The organism is Lysinibacillus sp. NPDC096212 (assembly GCF_044763105.1).
Taxonomy (GTDB): domain Bacteria; phylum Bacillota; class Bacilli; order Bacillales_A; family Planococcaceae; genus Lysinibacillus.
This window is the reverse complement of the sequence record NZ_JBIWFQ010000023.1, coordinates 15,386-30,714: the sequence shown is the minus strand read 5'-3', so window position 1 is coordinate 30,714 and position 15,329 is coordinate 15,386. Positions and strand designations below refer to the sequence as shown.

Here is a 15,329-nt window from a genome sequence, read left to right as displayed (position 1 = left end):
AGAATAATAAATATCAAATAAGCGCAAGAAATCAACGTTTCTAAAATTGATTTCTTGCGCTTTTTAAGGTGTTGTCCAGTTATTCTCTTTGTTCTGCAGCTAACAAGAACTTTTGTAAGCATTGAACTTACTCAAAGACGGTCCTTGAATCATACTTATAAATAAGCTTATTGTGTTATGCGTGTACCTGCTTTTCCTTCTAATGCAGCTACTGCTTGATCCAATGAACAAATAATTGCCTCTTTCCCTGATTTTGCAAATTCAATAGCTGCTTGCATTTTTGGTAGCATACTACCTGGTGGAAATTGTCCTTCTGCAACGTATTGTTCAGCTTCTTCTATTGTAATTTGGCTTAATTTCTGCTCATTTTCTTTCCCGAAATTGATATAGACATTTGGTACATCTGTTAACATCATGAAAACTTCCGCATTTACCTGTTGGGCAAGCTTTAATCCTGAACGGTCTTTATCAATCACCGCTTCAATACCCTGTAATTGACCAGTATCTTCACGATATACAGGGATACCACCACCACCGGATGAAATAACAATCGTATCATCGATTAAACGTTTAATTTCGTCTATACCATGAATCACTTGTGGTTCTGGTGAAGGTACAACTCGTCTGTATCCACGCCCTGCATCTTCTAACATTGTATAGCCTTGTGTTTCTAAACGTTTCGCTTCTTCTTCTGAAAAAAATACACCGATTGGTTTAGTCGGATTTTCAAATGCTTGATCCTCTTTATCGACTTCAACCATTGTTAACAATGTCACCACATTTGAAGTAATGCCTCGTTCATTAATATGGTTTTTTAAAGCTGTTTCCATCATATAACCAATGAACCCCTGTGATTCTGCGTTACAAACATGGATTGGTAGTGGTTCGACTACATTTTTAGCCGCTTCGTTTTGAGCAATAATATTTCCCACTTGCGGACCATTGCCGTGTGTAATGACGATTTTATGCCCCGCTTGTTTCATTTCAATCATATGGCGTGTAGCAGACACTACATTTTTGAATTGATTATCATAAGTTGCTTCTTGCTTTGGCTGTAAAATTGCGTTGCCGCCCAATGCAATAACTACGCTTTTCCCCATTTCTTTCACTCCTTAGTTACCGACATATAAATGCCATATAACGTATCCATCCCAGATGAAGAGCCAACTTCTATTAGACTTTTCATGCTTTCTAAGGATGGATCATGCTGTAATGCTGTAATCTTCGAACTAAATACACCATCTAAAGCACAAGTTAAAAAGCGCTTACTGACAATGGTCGTTAAAGGTTCCTTGATTAAAGCTTTTAAAGTTTCAAGATGTTTATGTTCGATAAAATTATTTAGAAAATGCCCGTATAATATGCCGACAAGTATATCGTCACCAGTTGGTGTTAAACCTTGTCCACGTCCAATAAAATAACGGAATGTCTTTTCAAGATTTTGGGTTGGATCATGTAATCTATTGATTAAGGCCAACACACGTGCTCGTTCAAAATCTGTTGATTCATATGATGCAAATGAAATGTATTTGAAATTTTCTTTTAATCTATTTATATTTGCATGTTCAAAATCCATATATAACGGTAGTATTTTTACATTAAACACCATTTCAAAACTGTTATGAAATAGACGATTATTATGAAATGTTAATGTATCGCCTACTCTAATATGAGTCTTTATCGTTTGTTTAGTTTGACGATCAAGCAAGATCCCGAACGGAAATGTCCCATTTTCGTCGGTACCAGCGAATATCAATTCACCATTTCTATCAACCATATTCAAACCTTTTTCAAAAATACTGTGCACGGTAAAGGTGTTTCCTTCATTCAATAATTCAAGTGCGATTGGACCAACCGCACTTGCTTGTAATATCATCCTTTAAAACCTAGCTTTTCAGCATATGCCGTGATTGCCTTCTCAAAACATTCGATTGGCGGATGGACTGTACCAGCACCAATTTGACCATAACCCGCAATTTTATGGGCAATCCCTGTATTGATGACTGGTGTAATTCCTGTTTCAACAACTTTCCGTGCATCGATCCCTAAACATGCGCCTTTGAAGTCCCAAGTTGGAATGACATAGTTCGGGTTTTCGCCGATACAAATTTCAGTCATTTGATTACTTATTTCAAGCGCATCATTAAATCCTCCTGTACCAACGAAGCGGGTAACTGCAGGTGCTGCAATCATCGCCATTCCGCCAACACCGATTGTTTCTGTAATGGCTGAATCGCCAATATCTGTGTTTGCATCTTCTGCAGAATAACCAGTAAAGTATAATCCTTGCGGCGTATTAACAGGAGCCGTAAACCATTCGTCTCCCATCCCCGCAATACGGATACCAAAGTTTTCACCGTTTCGGCACATAGCCGTAACAACCGTACCGTGTTCAATTGTACGTGCTGCATCCATGATCGCTTTACCAGTCGCCATTGCAATATTTAAGAAAAATTGGTCTGTGTCTGCTAAAAATTGGATTACTTCTGTACATTGTTCCTTGTCAACGTCTTCTAATGCTGAAATGACTGGAGATAGTTCTTTTAAAAATGCAAGTGACGCTGCAATATTACGTTGGTGGAATTCATCACCCATTGCAATAGCTTTAGCAATCAATACGTTAACATTCAAGCCTTCGTCAAATGTTTTTAACGCTTTACTTAATACGGGACCTAATACATCTTTCATCCAATGTAAACGGTTGATTACTTGCTCATTGTAGGCGCCAAAGCGTAATACGGCTCCAATCCCTTCGTTCATTTGACAGTACGCTTCGTTCCCACTTTCTTTGTTAACAACGACAAGTACTGGCATGTTAGGTGAAGTGATACCACCCATTGGCCCAACTGCATTTACATGGTGACAGGGAATGAATTTGATTTTATCGTTTTCAAGTAAGTCACGTGCACCCTTTTCGTCTTCTGCCCATCCTTCAAACAAGATTGCTCCAACACATGAACCTTGCATAGGATTTGTCATGTTTTCGTATTTAATTGGAGGTCCAGCGTGTAATAACACGTAATCTTCTAATTCAGGAATCACAGACTTAGCAGGTACAACATCCGTTAAGAAAGGTGCTGCTACTATGATTTTCTGGATAACGGCTTCATTCGCTTCATTTATTGTTCTGTAACCCATTAGATTGTACCTCCTTCATAATAGTTTAAGAATTGAAGTACTTTCATTAACTTCTCATCACCACCAGCAATTGGACGCCAGTTAAATTGGACACACTCAGAGCCACTGTTTTGAACAGCTTCTGTAAAGCTTTTTAGACCAATATTAATAACACTTGGTTTCATATTGATGAAGGACATAATTTTCTCATCTACCGCTAAGTTTTCTGGTGTATAGTCAAATTTTTGTACATCAACACTTGGTAGTTCCACTTTACCGCCTACAAGTTGGATAGCCGTACGAACCATTTGGTCATTTGTCTTGCAGATAATGGCTCCGCTCTCTTTTAAAGTGTCAATTTGTTTATCGTAACCTTGGATGTCTTGTGCAGTACCAACAACCGTTGCAAGCACTGCAAGTTGACGACCATTTTGATGTGCATTGTCCAATAAACGTTTGATTGTTGGTGCTAGTTCACCTGCCATATCTGCATGACCACCGTTACCGATGACGTTATCAATCATGATTACGGCTGTTTCAGGGTCGTTGACAGATTTTTCAAGCACTGCGATACGATTTTCAGGATCAATCATCGGGTGTGGTTTACCTTTTGTATACTCATCATCACCTAAGTCAATGATTTCATGATTTTTTGTTTTTAAAATATAACGATCGTTCTTTTCTTCCGTTATTGTATCTTTGAAAGCATCTCTCACTAGCATGGCTGCTTCAGTTGCTAATGTACCGCCTGAATAATAACCTTTTATACCAACTTGTGATTCTTTTAATAAAACGTTTACATTTTCAGCTGTTGTCGGTTTGAAATTAGGTTGGTCCCCATTGGATAATTGGACAGCTACAACTGCAGCTTCTTCTAGGGTATAAGCATGATAGATGTTCTCTTCTTGATAGGAAGGTTTGTCACCTAAAAATAATGTAACAACTGGTTTATCAATATTTCTTAATAAGTTTAATACTTTGCGCTTTACTTCCTCTGCAGGTGGTTTGGAGATCACAGTAATCACTTTTACTTTCGGATCTTGGTTTAATGCTTTGATGCTATCTAACATGGTGATGGCACCAACTTCCGTCGATAAATCACGTCCACCTGTACCAAGAGCGTTCGTTACACCTTTACCATAGCGATCAATGATTGTTGTCACTTCTTGAATACCTGTACCTGATGCGCCAACAATACCAATATCGCCCTCGTTTACGTTATTTGTAAAGGCAAGAGGTACGCCGTGAATGAGTGCAGTACCACAGTCTGGACCCATCACTAATAATCCTTTTTCATGCGCTTTTTGTTTTAATTTCGCTTCGTCTTCTTTAGCAACATTGTCACTAAACATGAAAACGTGTAAACCTTCGTTCAGTGCGTTTTCCGCTTCCATTGCTGCATATTGACCAGGAATTGAAATTAATGCTAAGTTCGGATTGTTCGCAAGCTCCAATGCACGTTTCCAATTATGTGCTTCTTGGCCTTTAGACGCGTCTTGAGAATCAGACTCACCTTTTAATGCGATCTCTACCTCTTCTTTCACTTCGTCTACTTTTTCTTCCTGATCAGTATCTACAACGATAACGATATCATTTGGCTTGGCTTTTTCTAATTCATCCGTGCCTAAGCCAGACGATTTAAAAATGTCTTTGTTTGCCGGTGTTCCCATCATGATTGATACTTTGTTCACACCATCAATTGCAGATAACTTGTTTGATAAAAGCATTAACACGATGGAGTCCTTATAAGTGTTTTCTTTTATAATTGTATATAACATGATGTTCCTCCATTTTATTATTCTGCAAATCTATTTTTTCCGTGATAACGATCGAAATGTACATCGTCTGACACAAGATAGTTGTAAATGTCGTCTACGATTTCAATACCTTCCTTATCATATTCCTTACTTCTTAACTTACCGCGTTCACCTGGATAATAAATTTCTCCATATCCCTCTGCCGCTTTCTGCACTTTTAATTCATCAAGCATCGTTGAAATTTGTCGTTTGAAAGCATCTAAATCTGTGAAATACGCAGGATTAATCACGATATGAAGTTGACCTAAATCGCGTCCTTTTGTTAAGTCTTGATACATGGAAGAAACATGTACACCATGTGGGACTCCAAGAAGACTACCAGATAAAATATCCACCATCATCATCAAGCCATACCCTTTTGGACCTGAAATTGGCAGGAGTGCATGTACATCTCTTGCATTCGTAGTCGGTGCACCTGTTGCATCGACCGCCCATGTATCTGGAATAGATTCGTTTTTACTTCTTGCGTCTAGAATTTTGCCCCATGCTTGGACCGTTGTCGCCATATCAAATGTAATGATACGACCATCAGCAGATGGTGCACTAAATGCAATTGGATTTGTACCAAAATAAGGTTCAGTTCCTCCGAATGGCACGGCCATTGGATCTGATTGGCACATACTTAAAGCAACCATATCTTGTTCTGCTGCCATTTCAACAAAGTAACCTAATGCACCACTATGCGAGATATGCTTCATACCAACAACAGCAACACCCGATTTTTTGGCCATGTCAATCGCTTTTTCCATTGCTTGTTTTGCGATTTGGTGACCTGGACCATTATCCCCATCAAAAACAGCAGACGCTGGTCCTGTTTGTTCAAATGTGTAATTTGGATTTGCTGTAATACCACCTTTTGCAATTCGTTCAGAATAGTATTCAACACGGACAGCGCCATGGGAGTGAATGCCTCTATGATCAGCGTATGTTAATACGTCAGAAACATCATGAGCCGCTCCTTCATTTAATCCCGCTTTCATAAACTTTTGTTTCATTAAATTAAACAGTTCTTCCTTCGATACACGCATGGTGTCAGCTCCTTCTCTTACATGAATAAAATATTTTGTCAGATTCTAAATAATCTAATATTTATTGATACTCTCTCTTTATAGGTCAATGTCTCTGTTCGCATCTTTCGAATAAATGTAAGAGAATGGTTCATCTAAACCAACTGCATAAGTTGCTTGCGGCACATAAGCGCCCATAAAGATATAGTCTCCTTTATCAACTGGCATCCATTCGTTGTCTAAGTTATACATACCGCGTCCACTTAATACGTAAGCACCGTGTTCTTGAACATGTGTTTCAATGTAACCGTGTGAAGCACCTGGTTTGAATGAAAGAATATGAATGTTCATGTCATAGCCGATTTCTTTTGGTAATAAGTCTTGGATTAATACTTCTTTCATCCCTTCATAGGCTTCTTGTTTAATGTTGTTCACATTACCTGAAATAATTTCCGGTGTATGCCCTTTTAATGGGTGCCCTTTAAGTGGCTGATAACGTTTTTTATATAGGAATAAGCGGCTATCTTCACCGTTATTATTATTTTCAAACGTCAACTGTAAGTGTGGAGGTACATATAAGTACCCACCTTCCGTTAGTTCGTATTTTTTACCATCCGCATAAGCGTTGATATTGCCATAGACAACGTATACAAATGATTGAATACCATCACCAGCGAAACCAGTTGTGTTTCCGCCTTGGTTTTTTACTGTTATTAAGTAATCTACAAATCTTGCACCTAAACGTGGGGATCCTAAGATTGTTACGTCACAATCTTTAAAGCCAGGTACAACATTGTTGACTAAGCCGTCTGGTGTAATTAACGCGTAATTATCTTTTTTAATCACGGAACGTGTTTCTAATAAACCTTCTCTATATCCTTGATTTAGATTTATGTAACCCATAATTTCTGACTCCTTCACATTATTTATTCTTTATACGCTAGTTCAAACAATACATCTATCAATACTTCAATCCCCTTAACGAGGTCAGCTATCTTCGTTTCTTCATTTATATTGTGGCTAATTCCATCTATAGAAGGTACAAACAACATGGCTGTTGGAACATATTGTGCAAATATTTGTGAGTCATGTCCTGCACCAGATGGCATCACTTTATATTGATCACCTACATTATCCTTGGCTGCTTGTTCAATTATTTGAACGATTTTTTCATCCATCAATGTTGGTGTCTCATCCATCCACAAATGAATGTCATAAGTCATGTTATTTGCGGTAGCGACTGCTTTAATTTTGTCTTCGATTTCTGTCGCAAAATCATTTAATAGTTGTTGATCAATATGACGACAGTCTACTGAGAACGAAATCTCTCCAGGAACTACATTTACTGTGTTTGGAACAGGTACGACATGGCCGAACGTTAACACAAGTGGTTCTCCAACTTCTCTTGCACGTTTCGTTAAATCTGTGACAATTTCGCTATAGGCAACAACTGTATCGCGACGTAATGACATTGGCGTAGTCCCAGCATGGTTCGCTTCGCCTTTTAAGTTGATTGTGTACCGTTTCTGGCCGACGATTCCATTGACCACACCGATTGTTTTGTTTTCTGTCTCTAACACTTTCCCTTGTTCAATATGCAATTCAACAAATGCTTTGATGTCATTACGAACGTCAGTAGTTTTTCGGTAATCAAAGCCGGATTCGCGCATCGCATCTTCGAACTTAATACCTTCAGCATCTTCAATTGTGTCGACATCCGATTTTTTAGCTAAGTTAAAGAAGTTTTTGCTACCCCAAAATGTGTAAGGGAATCGACTACCTTCTTCTTCCGCAAGCGATAATACTTCTAATGATCGGAGTGGTTGACCATATTTATCTTTTAAATAACTCACAGCCACAAGTGCAGATAAGATGCCGAATTGCCCATCTAAATGACCACCTTCAACTACTGTGTCAATATGTGATCCCGTTAAAATCGTTTCTTCTGGATATTTACTTCCAATAAGTCGCCCAGTTAAGTTGCCGATATCGTCGAAACTTGCTTCGAATCCTGCTTCTATGAATGTTGTTTCCAGCTCACGAACAGCATCATTCCATTCTTGAGAATATAATAGACGTGTAATTCCACCTTGTTGTAAACCACCAAAACTGGTGAATTTCTTATCTAACGATTCAAAAGTTGATTGAATATCCATTACTCTTTCACTCCTTCCTCTAACTTACCTTTATTATAGGACCTTACTCACAACCATTCATTGACATAACGAACAATAATGGATGGTCTTTTTATGCATTATCAACAAATTAATTTAAGTTGTTTGTTAGTTTAAAGGCAAAATGTCTAGAATGAAAAAATAAAGTTGTTGGCTCCGATTACGTCTAGGCTTAGTTAGCGGCGCATTTTGATGTATTAGCGGCGTTCTTCTCCTGGTTAGCGGCGGAATTCGATGTTCTAGCGGCGGTCTTCTCTTGGATAGCGGCGGAATTCGATGTTTTAGCGGCGGACTTCTCTTGGTTAGCGGCGGAACTTGATGTTTTAGCGGCGTTCTTCTCCTGGTTAGCGGCGGAACTTGATGTTTTAGCGGCGTTCTTCTCTTGGTTAGCGGCGGAATTCGATGTTTTAGCGGCGTTCTTCTCCTGGTTAGCGGCGGAACTCGACGTTTTTGCGACGATCTTCTCAAGCAGGCAGGCGTGAGAAGCGATCGGATTTATTATTTTCGGAGCAAGTTCCAGCTTTTCTAGTGACTCCAATCAGCAACATCAGTTAAAGGGCACTGAATTTATCCAAACATAAAAACAAAACCACATAGTAAATCAATGAGAAAACTCTGATTTACCATGCGGTGTATTCATTTTCAAATCATTATAGGAAAAATGATAAGCAAAGTGTCATGATACAAACGAGAAGAAGCAACCCTAAGCTATATCGTAATGTATATTGAAAGATTTTTGATTCATTCCCGGTCTGATTAACGGCTGCTGCTGCAATAGCAATAGACTGTGGTGAAATCAATTTTGCTACGCTTCCTCCAGCTGTATTGGCTGCCATCAGTAAGGGTGGTGAAATCCCAATCTGCGTTCCAGTTACTACCTGCAAGCTACCAAATAGAGCGTTATTATTAACAACAGATCCAGTGAGAAAGACACCAATCCAACCTAATACTGGGCTCACAAATGGAAAGAAGTCACCCGTTTTTGCAAGCGCCAGTCCTAAAGATGTACTAAGTCCAGAAAAATCAGATAGATTTGCGAAAGCCATGACAAGAACGATCGTAAAAATCGGTAACCACAGTTCTTTAATGGTGTCACCTAGTAAATTTACGGTTTGTTTTATGTTTAACGCAGGAAAAAGCACACTGGTTAAAATGATTGCCAATAAAATCGCCGTTCCTGTTGCAGAAACAAAGTTAAATTGTAAGATGGCTGGCATAGAATTTGCTTCTGTTACGATTGGTGGTGTACGAATGATTTCATCATGTAGTCCAGGAATTTTCAAAGCTATAGTTGTAAAATCCAGTGCACCACCATCTACGAATAAATTTTTAAATGCAGGGAAGCTCCAAACAGCTATGACACCGGTAAGCAAATAAAATGGTGACCACGCTACCAAAATCTCTTTCATAGTATATTTTTTTAAAGTACCTGTTACTTCTACCCCAGGTTCATGATAAATCGTTTTAGGTTGCCATTTTCTTAAAAATGCGGCTAACACCACCATACTAATTAAAGATGGAATAATGTTCGCAAGCTCAGGCCCTATAGTAGCAATCGTTAGTAGTTGAAGCACTGAAAATACACTACTGACAAGAAAAATAGCTGGGAATATTTCTTTTATTCCTTTGAGGCCATTTAAAATAAAGATGAGGAGAAATGGTACAAGAAATGAAATCAATGGTAAAATCAATGCCGTCATTCTTGAAAGATCTAATGTTTCCATACCTCCAACTTCGGCACCTGTAATAACCGGAATTCCAACAGTACCGAATGCACCTGTAGAGGCATTGGCGATGAGGCAAAGTCCAGCTGCTTTTATTGGATGAAAACCAAGAGTCACAAGTAATGCTGCACAAATAGCGATTGGAACACCTAATCCTGCCGCTCCTTCCAAGAAGGCATTAAAACAAAAGCCAATGAGCAATAATTGAAGTCTTTGGTCCTCTGTAATATTCGCTATACTACCACGTACAATTTCAAATTTACCGGTTTGTACAGAAATCTTATACAACCATACAGCCATAATGACGATATAACCGATTGGCCAAAGTGCTTTGCCTGTTCCGAGGAGAATTGCCCCGAAGGCTTTAGCGATCGGCATGTCGAAGACTCCGACTGAAATGATGATAGTAGCACCTAAAGTTAATGCTGCTGCATAAACCCCTTTTAATTTAAAGATTGTTAAGCTTAGTAGAAATAAAAGAATAGGAAGAAAGGCTATAATTCCGCTCACTATTTCGTTTCCAAGTGGATTATATTGTTGATACCACATCGTTGTCACTTCTTTCTAAAGTAGTTAATTTCAAAAATAATTTAGATATTCCTCAGCTGATATGTACATATCTACTAGATTTGTAGCATTATCCATCGACTACCTCTTTTCCTTCGTACGAAGTCGTATTTGTAAATAAATGAATTTTGGCATGCTTCCCTCGCTGTCACGCTCTTGTCAAAAATCGAAGAATTCCGTTGATTACCCCGAATTTGTCACATAATTCTCCTTTGATATTTTGAAATAAAGGACTATACGTATAATAACCTTCAAAAATAGTATACAATCAGATTTATAGGTTATCCTTGTAGCATCTTACATATTTAAGTTTTATTTTAGCTTTTTCTAACAAAGATAAAGGAGATGATTCTTTGACAACATTAAAAGAAATCATGTCTGTCCAACAATTTTCTGATTTAACATTGTTAAATGGTGAAGGCGATTTAGAAAGAGAAGTAGAAATGGTCGATATTACAGAAACGCCTGATATCCAAAATTTCACTGCACCACATTCATTTATCGTTACAACGGGTATGAATTATCAGCACGATCAATCCGGATTAATGGATCTCATTCGAGAATTAAATGATATACAAGTTGCTGGCATAGGTATTAAATTATCCCGATTTTTAGAAAAAATTGACGATGAAGTGATAGAGTTTGCGAACAAATTAAAATTCCCAATTATCAGAATCCCCGAAAGTTGGAATCTTGGATCGATCACTCATCATATTTCATCCTATATCTTGGATGAAGAAACTGAAAAACTATATTTTGCTTTAGATATCCAACAAGAATTAAATACAATGCTTATGAGAGGTTTAAGTCTGGAAATGATGATTGAACGGATGAGTAGGCTCCTCCGTGTCCCTGTAATGCTCTTAAATCCTTTTTATCAAATTAAATCGATGAGTCATCACTTCCAAGAACACTCAGAACAGGTTCAAAAAAATCTTAGTTACTTCAAAAGATCTTTAAATTCCAAGCACATTCCACCTAATAATCGTGCATCTTTCCAAGAAGAACATATTATATTTGAGGTGCCAGCTTTTAAATATTTCCCATATTATCTGATGGTTTCAAATGTCAATACGCTTACTTATCCATTTAGTTTGCTTGCCATAGAACAAGCCGTAAATACACTCAGTCTCGCCATTTATAAAAACAGTAAAATTAAAGAAGCGGAACAACAAGAGGTGAACCGATTTTTCGAAACACTCATGTCTGAACATCCTGATAATCTTATGTCAGTCAAGCAACATCCTGAGTTTTTGAAAAAGCATCATATCCAAACATCAAACTTCTACCAAGTGATAATTTGTGCGATTGATAAAGAGAAAAATGTAGAAAATAATATCTATTTGAATGAGCGCTATCAAATGACTTTTGAATGGCTAACGCATAAGTTGATTGACATTGATCCGTCTATCAGTTTATATATGTCTCCAGGTAATCATCGGTTTACGATACTTTTACAAACTAAACATCAATATTATTTAGATTACTGCAAGTATCTTCAAAAAGAGTATCAAAAATTATTTAATAGCACACTTTCATTTGGCATTGGTAATGAGGTCACTGAATTCTCACAGTTACCGCTATCTTATTTCGAAGCGAATGAAGCTTTTGATCATAAGTTTGAAAGTGATGAAGTTGGATATATAGAACTCTATAAATCTAAAAGTGTGGAAGAATTATTACAACTCATTCCGGCCAATAAATTAAAACCGTTTATCACGTACACATTAGGTTCATTAGCCTATCCAAAGACAACGAAAGTGAAAGAACTAAAACATACTTTAGAAATTTATTTGGCGAATCATTGTGATCTTACAAAGACATCTGAAGATTTATATATCCATCGTAATACGGTAAAATATCGTATTAAAAAATGCGAAGAAATTTTAGGTCAGCCAATCGATGCACCTGATACTTCATTGGATATACGATTAGCGTTATTTGCATCAGAGAAAATAACATTTTAAACTTAAAATCCCGCTAAAATGTGGGTTTGGAAGAATATAGTTCGACTAAAAGTAGTCTTTGAACGTTGATTTTATAATAGAAGCAACCCATGAATTTTGAATAAAGATAGATCAAAATTCATGGGTTTGATGATAAATGAAATTTAGTTTTATAAAAAAAGATTTGATTATTATCCGCTCAGGTATTAATAAAATGGGTAACACGTTCCCAGATTATTGTCTACATGGACTTTGACAATACCGCTTCATCTGCCACTGTTGCTCTTCGAATGTCCATTCATCCAACCCATATAAAATTAACCTATTTTACATCAATTTTCACATTGGAAGTTTATTAATTTATTTTGAATGTAAATCACTTTAATAATCGTTTTATTTTCAAGCGCACTATTAACTTTTGTTTCTTCCCTCACTAAGTCTTCTACCTGTTGCCGATCAAGATTCATCGGCATATTTATTTTAGTTTTAAATTTACCATTAATTTGCACAACGACTTCAGAAACATTTTTCACTAAAAATTTTTCATCATATATTGGCCAATTTTCATAAGCAACTGTATCTTCATGACCTAGTTTACTCCACAGTTCTTCAGCTAGGTGCGGCGCAATTGGTGATAATAACTTGATATAGCCCTCAATAATATCCTGAGGAAGTACTTCTTCTTTACTTAGCGTATTTTGGAATGTCATTAAGTGGGAAATTCCTGTATTAAATCTAAACTCTGTAAAATCCACCGTCACTTTTTTTATTAATTGATGATACTCAAATAAAATTTCGTCGGAAGATTCTGTCATAATTATATTTGAATTTATCTGACCATCACTAGCGAAGACTAAATCCCAAACACGTTTTAAATAACGTTTAGCTCCGTCAAGCCCATTCGTTGTCCAGGGTGCTGAAGCATTAAGTGGTCCCATAAACATTTCATATAAACGTAAACTATCTGCCCCATGACTTAATACAATATCATCTGGATTTACTACATTCCCTTTTGATTTACTCATTTTCATATTGTTAGAGCCTAGAATCATCCCTTGATTATAAAGTTTTTGGAATGGCTCTTTTGTTGATACTACACCGATATCATATAATACTTTATGCCAAAAACGTGCATACAGTAAGTGAAGAACTGCATGTTCAACACCACCTATATATGTATCTACAGGTAGCCACTCTTTTAATAACTCGGGATCTGCAATTGCATGTTGATTATTAGGATCTATATATCTTAAGTAATACCAGCAAGAACCTGCCCATTGTGGCATTGTATTGGTTTCTCTTCTACCTTTCATCCCTGTAACAGGATCTACCACATTCACCCATTCTTTCATAGTAGCTAGCGGGGATTCACCCGTGCCAGAAGGATAAATATTATTCGTCTCAGGTAACATTAGTGGTAACTGAGACTCTGAAACAGCCGTCTTTGTACCATCTTCCCAATGAATAATCGGTATAGGTTCACCCCAGTAACGTTGGCGAGAGAATAACCAGTCACGTAGACGATACGTAATTTTCTTTTCACCGCATCCGTTTACTTTAAGCCAATCGATTACTTTTGCAATACCTTCTTCTTGATTTAAGCCATTTAAGAAGTCTGAGTTTATATGTGCACCGTTACCAGTGAACGCTTCTTTTTCGATGTCGCCACCTTCAAGTACGGGGGTGATATCTAAATCAAACTCTTTAGCGAACTCGTAGTCACGCTCATCATGTGCAGGAACGGCCATAATTGCACCTGTACCATATGTTGATAATACATAGTCAGCAATCCAAATTGGCACCTCTTTACCGTTGATTGGATTTATTGCATACGCACCTGTGAAGACTCCTGTTTTTTCTTTTGCTAAGTCTGTACGCTCTAAGTCAGATTTTAATGCTACTTTTGTTAGGTATGCTTCTACCGCTTCATATTGTGTATTAGTTGTGATTTTTTTTACTAATGTATGCTCTGGCGCTAATACACAGTGTGTCGCACCAAATAATGTATCTGGACGAGTCGTGAAAACTTCAAAGCTTTTGACTGTGCCAGCAACTTTAAATTTCACTTGTGCCCCTTCAGAACGGCCAATCCAATTTCTTTGAATTTCTTTTAAACTATCAGGCCAATCCAGGTCCTCTAAATCTTCAAGTAATCGGTCAGCATATTCTGTTATCTTTAAAACCCATTGTTTCATTGGTTTTCTTATTACAGGATAGCCACCTCGTTCACTTTTCCCGTCAATCACTTCTTCATTTGCTAATACCGTCCCTAACTCCTCACACCAGTTCACAGATACTTCATCCATGAAAGCTAAACCTTTTTCAAAAAGTTTAATAAAGATCCATTGTGTCCATTTATAATAATTAGGATTAGTTGTATTAACTTCTCGATCCCAATCGTATGAAAAACCTAAACTTTTAATCTGGCGACGATACGTATCGATATTTTGTTTCGTAATAAATTTCGGATGTTGCTTATTTTGCATCGCATACTGCTCTGCTGGTAGGCCAAATGCATCCCAACCCATTGTATGTAAAACATTATAACCTTGCATTCGTTTCATACGTGCTATAACATCTGTAGCCGTATAGCCTTTAGGATGTCCAACATGTAACCCCGAACCTGAAGGATATGGAAACATGTCTAAAATATAATATTTCGGTTTTGTATTGTCATAGACATTTGTTGCAAATACTTTGTTTTTCTCCCAATAATCTTTCCATTTGTTTTCTATTTCTATAAATTCGTATGTCATAATTTAACCTCCTTAAAAATAAAAAACTCCGTCTCAATAAAGAGACGAAGTTCGATTCGCGGTACCACTCTAATTGGTTAATGTAAGATTAACCCCCTTAATCTATAACGGTAGCTGCCGTCTATGCTTACTTAAGTTCAGCATAAATACTCCTGGACGAGTTCAGGAAATTATTGACTGCTTTTCACCCATCAGCAGCTCTCTATACAATAAGTGTTCCT

The 15,329-nt window shown here is 37.3% G+C and carries 11 protein-coding genes and 1 other annotated feature (1 of these 12 cut by a window edge); of the genes, 1 reads left to right on the top strand and 10 read right to left on the bottom strand.

The window, feature by feature from the left end:
- Positions 1-167 precede the first annotated feature (167 nt).
- The 9 genes from arcC to ACIQ7T_RS19710 form a co-directional block, all read right to left on the bottom strand.
- The gene (gene arcC, locus ACIQ7T_RS19750) at positions 168-1,100 is read right to left on the bottom strand and encodes a carbamate kinase (RefSeq protein ID WP_370076469.1); all 933 of its coding nucleotides are present in this window, start codon (positions 1,098-1,100) and stop codon (positions 168-170) included.
- Positions 1,101-1,105: 5 nt separating this feature from the next.
- A complete protein-coding gene (locus ACIQ7T_RS19745) occupies positions 1,106-1,876 on the bottom strand; it encodes an oxamate carbamoyltransferase subunit AllH family protein (RefSeq protein ID WP_370076471.1) in 771 nt (256 codons plus the stop codon).
- A complete protein-coding gene (locus ACIQ7T_RS19740; RefSeq protein ID WP_370076473.1) occupies positions 1,873-3,138 on the bottom strand; it encodes a YlbE family protein in 1,266 nt (421 codons plus the stop codon). The genes ACIQ7T_RS19745 and ACIQ7T_RS19740 overlap by 4 nt, the downstream gene beginning before the upstream one ends.
- Entirely contained in the window at positions 3,138-4,895 is a 1,758-nt protein-coding gene (locus tag ACIQ7T_RS19735; RefSeq protein ID WP_402872809.1) for an acyl-CoA synthetase FdrA, read from the bottom strand. Before ACIQ7T_RS19735 ends, ACIQ7T_RS19740 begins: the two co-directional genes overlap by 1 nt.
- A 17-nt stretch (positions 4,896-4,912) precedes the next feature.
- A complete protein-coding gene (allD, locus tag ACIQ7T_RS19730) occupies positions 4,913-5,962 on the bottom strand; it encodes an ureidoglycolate dehydrogenase (RefSeq protein ID WP_402872806.1) in 1,050 nt (349 codons plus the stop codon).
- Positions 5,963-6,040: 78 nt separating this feature from the next.
- The gene (allE, locus tag ACIQ7T_RS19725) at positions 6,041-6,844 is read right to left on the bottom strand and encodes a (S)-ureidoglycine aminohydrolase (RefSeq protein ID WP_370076479.1); all 804 of its coding nucleotides are present in this window, start codon (positions 6,842-6,844) and stop codon (positions 6,041-6,043) included.
- 23 nt (positions 6,845-6,867) lie between these two features.
- Positions 6,868-8,097, bottom strand: a complete 1,230-nt coding sequence (gene allC, locus ACIQ7T_RS19720) for an allantoate deiminase (protein WP_370076481.1) — start codon at positions 8,095-8,097, stop codon at positions 6,868-6,870.
- Between the two features lie 190 nt (positions 8,098-8,287).
- Positions 8,288-8,653 carry a hypothetical protein gene (locus ACIQ7T_RS19715; RefSeq protein ID WP_402872802.1) on the bottom strand — a complete coding sequence of 122 codons (366 nt, stop codon included), beginning with the start codon at positions 8,651-8,653 and terminating at the stop codon, positions 8,288-8,290.
- Between the two features lie 112 nt (positions 8,654-8,765).
- The gene (locus ACIQ7T_RS19710; RefSeq protein WP_402872799.1) at positions 8,766-10,388 is read right to left on the bottom strand and encodes a lactate permease LctP family transporter; all 1,623 of its coding nucleotides are present in this window, start codon (positions 10,386-10,388) and stop codon (positions 8,766-8,768) included.
- A 371-nt stretch (positions 10,389-10,759) separates the two neighbouring features.
- Between ACIQ7T_RS19710 and ACIQ7T_RS19705 the strand changes: the two genes are divergently transcribed.
- Positions 10,760-12,373, top strand: coding sequence for a PucR family transcriptional regulator (locus ACIQ7T_RS19705; protein WP_370076487.1), 1,614 nt, complete (start codon positions 10,760-10,762; stop codon positions 12,371-12,373).
- 311 nt (positions 12,374-12,684) lie between these two features.
- On the opposite strand, the gene leuS is transcribed toward ACIQ7T_RS19705, so the two are convergent.
- Positions 12,685-15,108 (bottom strand): leucine--tRNA ligase, encoded by a 2,424-nt coding sequence (gene leuS / locus ACIQ7T_RS19700; RefSeq protein ID WP_402872795.1) that lies wholly within the window; start codon positions 15,106-15,108, stop codon positions 12,685-12,687.
- 37 nt (positions 15,109-15,145) lie between these two features.
- Positions 15,146-15,329, bottom strand: a binding site (T-box leader) (it continues 25 nt past the right edge of the window).

Coding starts and splice junctions, on each gene's coding strand:
- ACIQ7T_RS19740 (WP_370076473.1), bottom strand. CDS start 3,138: ATGGGTTACAGAACAATAAATGAAGCGAATGAAGCCGTTATCCAGAAA.
- ACIQ7T_RS19745 (WP_370076471.1), bottom strand. CDS start 1,876: ATGATATTACAAGCAAGTGCGGTTGGTCCAATCGCACTTGAATTATTG.
- allE (WP_370076479.1), bottom strand. CDS start 6,844: ATGGGTTACATAAATCTAAATCAAGGATATAGAGAAGGTTTATTAGAA.
- allD (WP_402872806.1), bottom strand. CDS start 5,962: ATGCGTGTATCGAAGGAAGAACTGTTTAATTTAATGAAACAAAAGTTT.
- ACIQ7T_RS19735 (WP_402872809.1), bottom strand. CDS start 4,895: ATGTTATATACAATTATAAAAGAAAACACTTATAAGGACTCCATCGTG.
- arcC (WP_370076469.1), bottom strand. CDS start 1,100: ATGGGGAAAAGCGTAGTTATTGCATTGGGCGGCAACGCAATTTTACAG.
- allC (WP_370076481.1), bottom strand. CDS start 8,097: ATGGATATTCAATCAACTTTTGAATCGTTAGATAAGAAATTCACCAGT.
- ACIQ7T_RS19710 (WP_402872799.1), bottom strand. CDS start 10,388: ATGTGGTATCAACAATATAATCCACTTGGAAACGAAATAGTGAGCGGA.
- leuS (WP_402872795.1), bottom strand. CDS start 15,108: ATGACATACGAATTTATAGAAATAGAAAACAAATGGAAAGATTATTGG.